Here is an 11,628-nt window from a genome sequence, read left to right as displayed (position 1 = left end):
GCGGCGGGAGTCAGCTCGCCGGTGCCGCCAGTGCCTCCGTGATGCGGCGTGAGGCGCGGCGGGCCTCGGTCGCCGGGTCGGCGCCGGTGAGCACGTTCGTCATGTACTCCTTGATCGGGTTGTCCGCCTCGACGTTCGCCCACTCGGGGGTGCTGGGCGTCGCCCGGCCCCGCGCCGCGCCCGCGGCCATGGCGGCGACGCCCTCCTCGCCCGCGACCGCGTCGGCCAGGGTCGTCTTGTTGGGCACGTAGTCCATGGTGCGGGCGAGTTCGGTGTTCCACTCGGCGCCGGTGAGGGCCTCGACCACGGCGACGGCCCCGTCGCGGACGTCGGTGTTGCGGGGCACGACGAGGTCGGAGCCGCCGGTGAAGACGGCGCCGGGCTCGCCGGCACTCTTGCCGGGCACGGGGAAGAATCCCAGCTTGCCTTCCAGGTCCGGGTTCTGCCGCACGACGGCCCGGGCGAGGCCCGGCACCGCGACGATCTGCGCGACCTGTCCCCGGGCGAACACCTGCGCCTGTGGCGGGTGTTCCTCGTCGGCGTCGACGGGGCCGTCGCCGAGGGCCTGCAGGCGGCGGTAGAAGTCCATGCCGCGCAGGGCGGCCGGGGTGTCGAGGCTGCCGCGCCAGGTGCCGCCGTTCTCCTCGGCCAGGTCGCCGCCCTCGTCCCAGACGAACCCGGCGAGCGTGTACCAGTCCTGTCCGGCGAGGTAGATGCCCTGGGTGCCGCCGGAGTTCAGTTTCTCGGTGATCTCCAGCCACTCCTCGCGCGTCTTCGGCGGGGCGGTGACGCCGGCCCGCTCGAAGAGGTCCTTGCGGTAGACGACGACGCGGTTGGCGGCGTACCAGGGGATGCCGTACTGCGCGGAGAGCTGGCGCCCCGGTTCGGCGAGGCCGGGCAGCCAGTCGTCCATGCCCCAGTCCCGCATCGACTCCAGGGTCAGGTCGAGCAGTCCCCCGCCCTCGATGTACTGCGAGATCTGCGTGTTGCCGACCTCGATGACGTCGGGCGCGTCCGCGGCGTCGGACTCCAGCGCGGCGTGCACCTTGTCGCCGATGCCGGTCCACTCCTGGATGCGGATGTCCAGGTCGAGGTCGGCGTGGGTGCGTTCGAAGTCCTCGGTGAAGCGGTCCAGGAACTCCTTCGAGGCGCTGTTCTGCATCAGCCAGACGGTGACGGTGCGCCGGCGCGGCCCGTCGTCCCCCGGCAGGACACCGCAGCCGGTGACGAGCGAGGCGGTCAGGGCACAGCAGAGGGCGAGCAGGCGGTGACGTCTCACGAGGGGTCCTGTTCTGTCTGGGGACAGGGGAGGGAGGCCCGACGTGGGGGGACGAGCCGAGGGCTCGTACGGGTGTGCTGGATTTTGGTATGGACCAATGCGGAGGTCAAGGGATACGGGCCCGGGAGCCCGACGCCTCGCGGACCGTCGCGGCTTGGGGCACGGTGGAGTGACGGGTGCGACGGCGTCACACCAGCCTCGGCTGTCACAGCCGTCGCGGCTCGTCACAGCGGGCTCGGCAGTCGTCGCAGGGCGTCACAGCGGGCTCGGCGGCCGTCGCGGGGCGTCACAGCCGTCGCGGCGTCGCGGCCCTCACAGGAGAAGGAGCACTCATGTCGAACCACACCTACCGGGTCACCGAGATCGTCGGCACCTCCCCCGAGGGCGTCGACCAGGCCGTGCGCAACGGCATCAGCCGGGCCTCGCAGACGCTGCGGAACCTCGACTGGTTCGAGGTGACCCAGATCCGGGGCCAGATCGAGGACGGGCAGATCGCCCACTACCAGGTCGGGCTGAAGGTGGGCTTCCGCCTGGAGGACACGGACTGACCCGCGGGCCCGCCACGCGCCACCGCGGCTACGTCCGTCCCTCCCGCTCCTGCGTGGTCTTCAGCGCGGCGGACGGGGTGGCCCAGCGCGCCCGCAGGACGGTGAATCCGGCCCGCTCCGCGTCGGCGCACACCAGCTCGTCGTCGTCCACGAGGACCCGGATGTCCCGGGTGCGGGCGAGGCGGCGCAGGATGGCCAGCTTGGTGAAGCGGGCGGGCCGGCGGTCGTCGTCGCGCCGCATGTACACCCGCCCCTCGGGCAGCCCGTGCCCGGCCAGCCAGTCGAGCGTGTCGCGGCGGCAGCGCTCGGGCCGCCCGGTCAGATAGACCACCTCGCACTCGCGGGCGCTCTCCCGCGCCAGCGCGACGCCCTCCGGCAGCGGCGGGTCCTGCGGCGCGGCGGCGAAGAAGCCGTCCCAGTCGCGGGGCTTGCGCTCCAGGAACCGCTGCCGGTGCGCGGTGTCGGCGAGGGTGTTGTCCAGGTCGAACACGGCCAGCGGGGCCTTGCTGTTGCTGTTCGTCACAGTCCCACCCTAGGGGGACCGGGAGTGCGGTGCCCGAGGTCAGGGTGGCTACGCGCTGCCCCCACAGGGCGACAGGACCAGGAGGTCCTGCATGGAGTCGAACCACGAAGAACGCGTGACCGGCACACCGGGCACCTGCGTGCCACCGTAAGCCGGGGCGTCAGGCGCATGCCAATCAATTTGGGCAGGGCAGGCAGTGCGGGACAGGGAGGCAGTGCGGGACACGACGGGGCAGCCCCGTCGGGGAATGCGCGCGGGCCGCACGCGTTGAACACGGTGTGAGTTCCGCGATCAGCTCCACCCGTTTCTCCGTGCTCGACCGCTCCCGCACCCGGGAGGGGCACCCGGTCGGCGAGGCGCTGCGCGACACCGTGCGTTTCGCGCGGGAGGCGGAGCGGCTCGGCTACCACCGGTTCTGGGTGTCGGAGCACCACGGCGTGCCCGGTGTCGCCGGTTCCGCGCCGACCGTGCTGGCCGCCGCCGTGGCGGCCGCCACCCGGACGATCCGGGTGGGCACCGGCGGGGTGATGCTGCCCAACCACCGGCCGCTCGTCGTCGCCGAGCAGTTCGGCGTGCTGGAGTCGCTGTTCCCCGGCCGGATCGACATGGGTCTGGGCCGTTCGGTCGGCTTCACCGGCGGAGTGCGCAAGGCGCTGGGCCGGGACAAGGAGGACGCCGAGGACTTCGAGGCCCAACTGGCCGAACTGCTGGGCTGGTTCCGCGGGACCTCCCCCACGGGTGTGCACGCGCGTCCCGCCGAGGGGCTGACCGTGCCGCCGTTCGTCCTGGCCATGGGCGAGGGGGCGGCCATCGCGGCCCGCGCGGGCCTGCCGATGGTCATCGGCGACCTGCGCGACCGGGAGAAGATGCTGCGCGGCGTCGACCGCTACCGCGCGCACTTCCGTCCCTCGTCCTGGGCGAGCGAGCCGTACGTGGTGATCTCCGGCACGATCGCCGTGGCCGCGACCCGTGAGCAGGCCCGGCGGCTGCTGATCCCGGAGGCCTGGTCGATGGCGTACTCCCGCACCCACGGCACCTTCCCGCCGCTGCCGCCCGCCGAGCGCGTGGAGGCGCGGACGATGACCGGCAAGGAGCGCGGCTTCTACGAGTCCGGGCTCACCGGGCAGCTCGCGGGGACCGAGGAGGAGGTCGCCGAGGAGCTGGAGAGGGTGCTGAAGGAGACCGAGGCGCAGGAGGTGCTGGTCACGACCAGCGGGTACGACCGTGACGCGCTGCTGGACTCTTACCGGCGGCTGGCCCGGATCGCGGGGCTGACCCCGGCGCACGGGAACGGCGGGGCGTAGAATCGCGGGGTTTGTCCCCCCTTCCCCTCCACCGCGCACGGAGATCCCCCGCATGAGCACCCCGCACGACCCGTACGTCCGCGTCCGCGGTGCCCGCGAGCACAACCTGAAGGGGGTCGACGTCGACATCCCCCGGGACGTGGTGGCGGTGTTCACGGGTGTGTCGGGCTCGGGGAAGTCGTCGCTGGCGTTCGGCACGATCTACGCGGAGGCGCAGCGGCGCTACTTCGAGTCGGTCGCCCCGTACGCCCGCCGGCTGATCCACCAGGTCGGCGCGCCGAGGGTCGGGGAGATCACCGGGCTGCCGCCGGCCGTGTCGCTGGAGCAGCGGCGCTCGGCGCCCACCTCGCGGTCCTCGGTCGGCACGGTCACCCATCTGTCCAACTCGCTGCGGATGCTGTTCTCCCGCGCGGGCGAGTATCCGCCGGGAGCCGAGCGGCTGGACTCGGACGCGTTCTCGCCGAACACGGCGGCGGGGGCGTGCCCGGAGTGTCATGGGCTCGGGCGGGTGCACCGTACGACCGAGGAACTGCTGGTCCCGGACCCGTCACTGTCGATCCGGGAGGGCGCGATCGCCGCGTGGCCGGGTGCCTGGCAGGGCAAGAACCTGCGCGACATCCTCGGCGCGCTGGGCTACGACGTGGACCGGCCGTGGCGTGAACTGCCCGCCGAGCAGCGGGAGTGGATCCTGTTCACGGACGAGCAGCCGGTGGTCACCGTGCACCCGGTGCGGGACGCGGACCGGATCCAGCGGCCGTACCAGGGCACGTACACGAGCGCCCGCCGGTATGTCATGAAGACCTTCGCGGAGTCCAGGAGTGCCACGCTGCGGGCCCGGGCGGAGCGGTTCCTGACCAGCGCGCCGTGCCCCGCGTGCGGGGGCAGCCGGCTGCGTCCGGAGGCGCTGGCGGTGACGTTCGCGGGCCGCACGATCGCGGAGCTGGCGGCGCTGCCGCTGGCGGAGCTGGCGGACGTGCTGGAGGCGACGGACGCGACCGCGCGGGCGCTCACCGACGATCTGAAGGCGCGGATCGCGCCGGTCGTGGAGCTGGGTCTGGGCTATCTCAGCCTGGACCGGGCGACCCCGACCCTGTCGGCGGGCGAGCTGCAGCGGCTGCGGCTCGCCACCCAGCTGCGGTCGGGGCTGTTCGGGGTGGTGTACGTCCTCGACGAGCCGTCCGCGGGGCTGCACCCGGCGGACACGGAGTCCCTGCGCACGGTGCTGGAGCGGCTGAAGGCCGCGGGGAACTCGGTGTTCGTGGTGGAACACCATCTGGACGTGGTGCGGGGCGCCGACTGGGTCGTGGACGTGGGGCCGCGCGCGGGCGAGCACGGCGGGCGGGTGCTGTACAGCGGCCCGGTGGACGGCCTGGCCGCGATCCGTGAGTCGGCGACGGCCCGCTTCCTCTTCGCCTCCGCTCCCACCGCGGCGCGTGCGGTACGGCGCCCGCGTGGGCAGGTGAAGGTCGGTCCCGTCACCCGGCACAACCTGCGCGGCGTCACGGCCGAGTTCCCGCTGGGGGTGTTCACGGCGGTCACCGGTGTGTCGGGGTCCGGGAAGTCCACGCTCGTCGGGGAGATCACCGCGGAACTGCCGGGCGTGGGGCGGCTGGTGACGGTGGATCAGAAGCCGATCGGACGCACCCCGCGCTCCAACCTGGCCACGTACACCGGGCTGTTCGACGTGGTGCGCAAGGTGTTCGCGGCCACGGACGCCGCGCGGGAGCGGGGGTACGGCGTCGGCCGGTTCTCCTTCAACGTCGCGGGAGGGCGCTGCGAGACCTGCCAGGGCGAGGGGTTCGTCAGCGTGGAGCTGCTGTTCCTGCCGAGCACGTACACGCCGTGCCCGGACTGCGGCGGGGCCCGCTACAACGCCGAGACGCTGGAGGTGACCTACCGGGGCCGGAACATCGCCGAGGTGCTGGACCTGACCGTCGAGTCGGCGGCGGACTTCTTCGCCGAGACCCCGGCCGTGGCCCGCAGTCTGCGCACCCTCCTCGACGTCGGCCTCGGGTATCTGCGGCTCGGGCAGCCCGCGACCGAGCTGTCGGGCGGGGAGGCGCAGCGCATCAAGCTGGCGAGCGAGCTGCAGCGCGGGCGCCGCGCGCACACCCTGTACCTCCTGGACGAGCCGACGACCGGGCTCCACCCGGCCGACGTGGAGGTGCTGATGCGGCAGCTCCACGGCCTGGTGGACGCCGGGCACACCGTGATCGTCGTCGAGCACGACATGTCGGTGGTCGCGGGCGCGGACTGGGTGATCGACCTGGGTCCCGGCGGCGGCGCGGAAGGCGGCCGCATCGTGGCCGCGGGCCCGCCCGCCGAGGTGGCACGGGCCCCGGAGAGCCGGACGGCGCCCTACCTGGCCCGCGCACTGCGGTAAGACCTCCTCACGCCACCAGCGCCGCGTGGGTCCAGCGCGGCTCCGGGGTGCGGGCCGGCTGGGCGGCGTGGGCCAGGGAGCGGCGGTCGGGGTGGGTGCCGGGCGGGATGAGGGGGCGTACGTCGACCTCGGCGATCAGGTGCCGGGCCGTCGCGACGCGCCACAGCGACGCGAGGAGGGAGTCGTCGCCGACGAACGCGGCGGCGGTGCCGGGCGAGCCGTCGGCGAGGCGGTAGCGCAGCCGCACCGGCTGGACGGGCGCGCCCGCGTCCAGCGCGGCCTGGAACACGGCGCGCCGGAACTCGCCCTGGGCGCGTCCGCACCAGGTGCTGCCCTCGGGGAACACACCGACCGCCGCGCCGGAGCGCAGGGCTGCGGCGATCCGGGCCACCGTCCCGGGCAGGGCGCGCAGCCGGTCCCGGTCGATGAACAGCGCCCCGCCGCGCGCGGCCAGCACTCCGGCGACCGGCCACCGCCGTATCTCGGTCTTGGCGAGCATCCGGGCCGGGCGGACGGCGGCCAGCAGCGGGATGTCCAGCCAGGAGATGTGGTTGGCGACCAGCAGCACCCCGCCGTCGGGCGGCGCGGCCCCGCTGATCCTGACCCGCACCCCGGCGGCCCGTACGAGCGCCCGGCACCAGCGTCGTACCAGGTCCGCCGGGACGCGCCCGCCCAGCGGGGACAGCGCGACGCCGGCCAGGAGCAGCACCGCGACCGCCATGAGCCGCAGCACGGCGCGGGGCGCGGCCGCGGCGCCGCCGGGGGCCGGGACGCAGGCGCGGGGGGTGCAGGGGGCGCCGGGCAGCCAGGCGCTCATCAGGCCGGGACGAGGGAGAGGAAGTGCCGCAGATAGCGCGGGTGGACCCGGCGCATCGACAGCAGCACGTACAGGTCGGCGACGCCGAAGTCCGCGTCGAGCGCGGGCTCCCCGCACACCCAGGCGCCGAGGCGGACGTAGCCGCGCAGCAGCGGCGGCAGCTCGGTGCGGCCGGCCGGCCGGGCCACGCCGTCGGCCGTCCAGGGCAGCAGGGGGCGTACCCGGTACTGCTCGGGGGCGAGGTTGCGCTCGCGCACCCGGTCCCAGGTGGCCGCCGCGAGGGCGCCGCCGTCGGTGAGCGGGATCGAGCAGCAGCCCGCCAGCCACTCGTGGCCCCGGTCGGTCATGTAGCGGGCGATGCCGGCCCAGATCAGGCCGATCACCGCGCCGTCCCGGTGGCCGGGGTGGACGCAGGAGCGGCCGACCTCGACCAGGCCGGGCCGGATCGCGTCGAGCGGGGCGAGGTCGAACTCGCCGTCCGAGTACAGCCGCCCGGCCACCGCGGCCCGCTCGGGCGGCAGCAGCCGGTAGGTGCCCACGACCTGTCCGGTGAACTCCTCGCGCACCATCAGGTGATCGCAGTACGCGTCGAAGGCGTCGATGTCGAGCCCCGGCTGCGGGCTGGTCAGCAGGGCGCCCATCTCGCCCGCGAAGACGTCGTGCCGCAGCCGCTGCGCGGCCCGCACGTCGTCCTCGTCCCGGGCGAGCGTCACGGTGTAGCGGGTGGGCGCCGCGGGCTGCGGGGGGCGGTCGAGCGTGGACACACCGGTCATGGCTCACTCCTGGTAGGGCCGGAAGGGTGCGGAGGTGGTACCCCCGTTTCTTCCGAGGCCGTCTGGCCGGTACGTGACCGGTGACAGGAGCGGGGATGTGGGGTCGTTGAACGGAACGCGGCCGTGCGGACCCCGCCATGTCCGGGCGGAGTGTCACCGGGGTGGTGCGCAGCCTTCGAGCCGGTGGCGCGTCTCGGCGGCGTCGAGGACCCGCTCCAGGACGAGGTCTCCTCGCATGCCGGGGAAGAACCGGCCGGCGGGCCAGCCGCGCTCGTAGGGCGGCGGGTCGAGGACGAGCAGCCGGACGCCGTCGACCACGGGTATGTCGCTCGGGGTGCCCTCGTTCCACACCCACTCGCCGCCGGGGGTGACGAGGTTGAAGGAGCCGGTGGTCGGCACCTGGCCGGGCGCGTCCCGGCAGACGGCGGCCTCCTGCGCGGAGGGGGCCCGGCCGGGCACGTGGCCGCCGCCGACGAGGACGTCCGCGAGCAGGGTGTGCAGCTGGAAGTTGTCGCCGATGCCGCTCATCCGCATCGCGTAGCCGGTGCCGGTCGGGCGGTGCAGAACGACCAGCGGCTCGTCGTCGAGGACGAGCAGGGCGTAGGCCAGGCATTTCAGCTCGTGCCCGGTCGCCTCCCGGACGGCGTGCACCGCGCGCAGCAGCCGGGCGCGCAGCGAGCCGTCCAGCGCGGTCCGCACCCGGTGGTGGTTGAGCAGGGCGAGGGACGCCATCTCCCACTGGGGCAGGGAGAACCAGGCCAGGGTCTCCTCCGCCCCGGCCCGGTCGAAGAGCGCCGGGTCGGGTTCGCCGTCCTGCGGGTCGGGGAACTCCCCTCCGCCGGTCTCCGCCCAGCGTGCGCAGAACTCGCCGACGGCGGCGAGCGTCTCGGCCAGCTCCGCGAAGACCGGGGCGGCGCAGGGCAGCGGGTCGGCGCCGCGCTCCACGCAGGCTCCGACGATCACGGCCACGATGCCGCGCGGCCCCGGCGGCACCTCGGGCAGCAGCGCGGCGAGCCGTGGCGCGGCCTGCGCGACCTCGTGCGGAGCCGCGTCGCCGAGGGTGTGGTGCAACTGCTGGAAGGCGCGCTCCGCCCGGTCCGGGTCCTGTGCCCGCACAGCGGTCTCGAAGTCCGTCACGGCCTGCGAGAACCGCTCCCTCCCCTGTCCTTGGAAGATCATGACCGGCAGCGTACCGAGGCCGGTCGTACGAGACGGGGCCGGGGAGCACCGGTCCCGGCCCCGCCCGTCCGCACCTTCGGCGAACGTTCGCATCACGGCGCCCGCGGACGCCGCCTTTCCCTAGGACGTCACCGCTTCACCTTCCGGGTGGCCCGCAGCCACTCCTTGTTCATGCGGGTGATCGACATCAGCGGGATGCCCTTCGGGCAGGCGGTCGCGCACTCGCCGGTCAGCGTGCACCCGCCGAATCCCTCCTCGTCCATCTGCGCCACCATGTCGAGCACCCGCGTCTCCCGCTCGGGCGCTCCCTGCGGCAGCACGTTGAGGTGGTTGACCTTGGCGGAGGTGAACAGCATCGCCGCCCCGTTGGGGCAGGCGGCGACGCACGCGCCGCAGCCGATGCACTCGGCGTGCTCGAAGGCGTGGTCGGCGTCCGGTTTCGGCACCGGCGTCGCGTGCGCCTCCGGGGCGGAGCCGGTCGGCGCGGTGATGTACCCGCCGGCCTGGATGATCCGGTCGAACGCGGACCGGTCCACGACCAGGTCCTTGATGACCGGGAAGGCCGCCGCCCGCCACGGCTCGATGTCGATGGTGTCGCCGTCCTTGAAGGACCGCATGTGCAGCTGGCAGGTGGTGGTGCGCTCGGGTCCGTGCGCGTCACCGTTGATGACCAGCGAGCAGGCGCCGCAGATGCCCTCGCGGCAGTCGTGGTCGAAGGCGACGGGGTCCTCGCCCTTGAGGATGAGTTCCTCGTTGAGGGTGTCCAGCATCTCCAGGAACGACATGTCGGGCGAGATGCCGTCCACCTCGTACGTGGACATGGCGCCGTCGGCGTCGGCGTTCTTCTGGCGCCAGACGCGCAGGGTGAGCTTCATGCGTAGCTCCGCTGGGTGGGGTGGACGTACTCGAAGACCAGGTCTTCCTTGTGCAGGACGGGCGCCTCGCCGGTGCCGGTGAACTCCCAGGCGGCGGCGTAGGAGAACGCGTCGTCCTTGCGGGCGGCCTCGCCGTCCGGGGTCTGGGACTCCTCGCGGAAGTGGCCGCCGCAGGACTCGGTGCGGTGCAGCGCGTCGAGGCACATCAGCTCGGCGAGCTCCAGGTAGTCGACGATGCGGTTGGCCTTCTCCAGCGACTGGTTGAACTCCTCGCCGGTGCCGGGCACCTTGATCCGCCGCCAGAACTCCTCGCGGATCTGCGGGATGCGCTCCAGCGCCTTGCGCAGTCCGGCGTCGGTGCGGGCCATGCCGCAGAACTCCCACATCAGCTCGCCCAGTTCGCGGTGGAAGGAGTCGGGGGTGCGGTCGCCGTCGACGGAGAGCAGCAGGTGGAGGCGGTCCTCGGTCTCGGCCACCACGTCCTGGACCACGGGGTGGTCCGGGGTGATCTCCTCGGTGCGCGGGTTGCGGGCGAGGTAGTCGTTGAGGGTGGCCGGCAGCACGAAGTAGCCGTCGGCGAGGCCCTGCATCAGCGCCGAGGCGCCGAGGCGGTTGGCGCCGTGGTCGGAGAAGTTGGCCTCGCCGATCGCGAACAGGCCGGGGACGGTGGTCTGGAGGTCGTAGTCGACCCACAGGCCGCCCATCGTGTAGTGCACGGCCGGGTAGATCCGCATCGGCACCTCGTACGGATCCTCGTCGGTGATCCGCTGGTACATGTCGAAGAGGTTGCCGTACTTGGCCTCGACCGCCTTGCGGCCCATGCGCCGGATGGCGTCGGCGAAGTCGAGGTAGACGCCCTGCCCGCCGGGGCCCACTCCCCTGCCCTCGTCGCAGACGTTCTTCGCGGCGCGGGAGGCGATGTCGCGCGGGACGAGGTTGCCGAAGGACGGGTAGATGCGCTCCAGGTAGTAGTCGCGCTCGTCCTCGGGGATGTCGTTCGGCGGCCGGGTGTCGCCCTTGGCCTTGGGCACCCAGATGCGGCCGTCGTTGCGCAGCGACTCGCTCATCAGGGTCAGCTTCGACTGGTGGTCGCCGGTGCGCGGGATGCAGGTGGGGTGGATCTGGGTGAAGCAGGGGTTGGCGAAGTACGCGCCGCGGCGGTGCGCCCGCCAGATGGCGGTCGCGTTGGAGTTCATGGCGTTGGTCGACAGGTAGAAGACGTTGCCGTAGCCGCCGGTGGCGAGGACGACGGCGTCCGCGAAGTACGTGTCGATCTTCCCGGTGATCAGGTCGCGGGCGACGATGCCGCGCGCCCGCCCGTCCACGACGATCAGGTCCAGCATCTCGGTGCGCGGGTGCATCTCGACGTTGCCCGCCGCGATCTGCCGGCTCAGCGCCTGGTAGGCACCGAGGAGGAGCTGCTGGCCCGTCTGGCCGCGGGCGTAGAAGGTCCGCGAGACCTGGACGCCGCCGAAGGAGCGGGTGTCGAGCAGGCCGCCGTACTCACGGGCGAACGGCACGCCCTGTGCCACGCACTGGTCGATGATCTCGACGGAGATCTGGGCGAGGCGGTGGACGTTGGACTCGCGGGCGCGGAAGTCGCCGCCCTTGACGGTGTCGTAGAAGAGACGGTGGACGGAGTCGCCGTCGTTGCGGTAGTTCTTCGCCGCGTTGATGCCGCCTTGCGCGGCGATGGAGTGGGCGCGGCGCGGGGAGTCCTGGTAGCAGAACTGGACGACGTGGTAGCCCTGTTCGGCGAGGGTGGCGCCGGCCGAGCCGCCCGCGAGGCCGGTGCCCACGACGATCACCGTGTGCTTGCGCCGGTTGGCGGGGTTGACCAGCTTGGCCTCGAAACGGCGCTTGTCCCAGCGCTCGTGGATCGGCCCGGACGGGGCCTTGGTGTCGACGACGGGCGCGCCGGTCGTGTAGTCGGTGTAGTCGGTCATG

Annotated in this window: 10 protein-coding genes; 3 read left to right on the top strand and 7 right to left on the bottom strand. The window is 73.3% G+C overall.

All coding sequences use genetic code 11. The features are described 5' to 3' along the window. Positions 1-10: 10 nt before the first annotated feature. Positions 11-1,243, bottom strand: coding sequence for an extracellular solute-binding protein (locus AB0K92_RS23245; RefSeq protein WP_365925811.1), 1,233 nt, complete (start codon positions 1,241-1,243; stop codon positions 11-13). 368 nt (positions 1,244-1,611) lie between these two features. On the opposite strand from AB0K92_RS23245, the gene AB0K92_RS23240 reads away from it, so the two are divergent. Continuing rightward, entirely contained in the window at positions 1,612-1,827 is a 216-nt protein-coding gene (locus AB0K92_RS23240) for a dodecin (protein WP_166003822.1), read from the top strand. 28 nt (positions 1,828-1,855) lie between these two features. On the opposite strand, the gene AB0K92_RS23235 is transcribed toward AB0K92_RS23240, so the two are convergent. Continuing rightward, entirely contained in the window at positions 1,856-2,350 is a 495-nt protein-coding gene (locus tag AB0K92_RS23235) for a hypothetical protein (RefSeq protein WP_365925737.1), read from the bottom strand. A 278-nt stretch (positions 2,351-2,628) separates the two neighbouring features. Between AB0K92_RS23235 and AB0K92_RS23230 the strand changes: the two genes are divergently transcribed. Both AB0K92_RS23230 and AB0K92_RS23225 read left to right on the top strand, forming a co-directional pair. Then, a complete protein-coding gene (locus AB0K92_RS23230; protein ID WP_365925735.1) occupies positions 2,629-3,654 on the top strand; it encodes an LLM class flavin-dependent oxidoreductase in 1,026 nt (341 codons plus the stop codon). A 52-nt stretch (positions 3,655-3,706) separates the two neighbouring features. After that, complete coding sequence (locus tag AB0K92_RS23225) at positions 3,707-6,037, top strand: excinuclease ABC subunit UvrA (RefSeq protein ID WP_365925733.1); 2,331 nt, start codon at positions 3,707-3,709, stop codon at positions 6,035-6,037. A 7-nt stretch (positions 6,038-6,044) separates the two neighbouring features. Here the strand turns inward: AB0K92_RS23225 and AB0K92_RS23220 are convergent, their stop codons facing one another. The 5 genes from AB0K92_RS23220 to AB0K92_RS23200 form a co-directional block, all read right to left on the bottom strand. Further along, positions 6,045-6,854 carry a lysophospholipid acyltransferase family protein gene (locus tag AB0K92_RS23220; protein WP_365925731.1) on the bottom strand — a complete coding sequence of 270 codons (810 nt, stop codon included), beginning with the start codon at positions 6,852-6,854 and terminating at the stop codon, positions 6,045-6,047. Then, a complete protein-coding gene (locus AB0K92_RS23215) occupies positions 6,854-7,627 on the bottom strand; it encodes a GNAT family N-acyltransferase (RefSeq protein WP_365925729.1) in 774 nt (257 codons plus the stop codon). Before AB0K92_RS23215 ends, AB0K92_RS23220 begins: the two co-directional genes overlap by 1 nt. Before the next feature lie 153 nt (positions 7,628-7,780). Beyond that, a complete protein-coding gene (locus AB0K92_RS23210; protein WP_365925727.1) occupies positions 7,781-8,806 on the bottom strand; it encodes a hypothetical protein in 1,026 nt (341 codons plus the stop codon). A 128-nt stretch (positions 8,807-8,934) separates the two neighbouring features. Next, positions 8,935-9,681: a succinate dehydrogenase/fumarate reductase iron-sulfur subunit gene (locus AB0K92_RS23205; protein WP_166003808.1), complete on the bottom strand. Its 747-nt coding sequence runs from the start codon at positions 9,679-9,681 to the stop codon at positions 8,935-8,937. Further along, entirely contained in the window at positions 9,678-11,627 is a 1,950-nt protein-coding gene (locus tag AB0K92_RS23200; RefSeq protein ID WP_365925725.1) for a fumarate reductase/succinate dehydrogenase flavoprotein subunit, read from the bottom strand. The genes AB0K92_RS23205 and AB0K92_RS23200 overlap by 4 nt, the downstream gene beginning before the upstream one ends. Between the last annotated feature and the right edge of the window lies 1 nt (position 11,628).

It is taken from the genome of Streptomyces sp. NPDC052687, assembly GCF_040678395.1.
Lineage (GTDB): Bacteria > Actinomycetota > Actinomycetes > Streptomycetales > Streptomycetaceae > Streptomyces.
The sequence above is the reverse complement of the archived record's forward strand: the minus strand, read 5'-3'. Positions and strand labels throughout refer to the sequence as shown.

What these genes read in the sequence shown, in the direction of transcription:
- AB0K92_RS23225 (WP_365925733.1), top strand. Translation starts at nt 3,707, where the DNA reads ATGAGCACCCCGCACGACCCGTACGTCCGCGTCCGCGGTGCCCGCGAG.
- AB0K92_RS23220 (WP_365925731.1), bottom strand. Translation starts at nt 6,854, where the DNA reads ATGAGCGCCTGGCTGCCCGGCGCCCCCTGCACCCCCCGCGCCTGCGTC.
- AB0K92_RS23210 (WP_365925727.1), bottom strand. Translation starts at nt 8,806, where the DNA reads ATGATCTTCCAAGGACAGGGGAGGGAGCGGTTCTCGCAGGCCGTGACG.
- AB0K92_RS23240 (WP_166003822.1), top strand. Translation starts at nt 1,612, where the DNA reads ATGTCGAACCACACCTACCGGGTCACCGAGATCGTCGGCACCTCCCCC.
- AB0K92_RS23200 (WP_365925725.1), bottom strand. Translation starts at nt 11,627, where the DNA reads ATGACCGACTACACCGACTACACGACCGGCGCGCCCGTCGTCGACACC.
- AB0K92_RS23215 (WP_365925729.1), bottom strand. Translation starts at nt 7,627, where the DNA reads ATGACCGGTGTGTCCACGCTCGACCGCCCCCCGCAGCCCGCGGCGCCC.
- AB0K92_RS23205 (WP_166003808.1), bottom strand. Translation starts at nt 9,681, where the DNA reads ATGAAGCTCACCCTGCGCGTCTGGCGCCAGAAGAACGCCGACGCCGAC.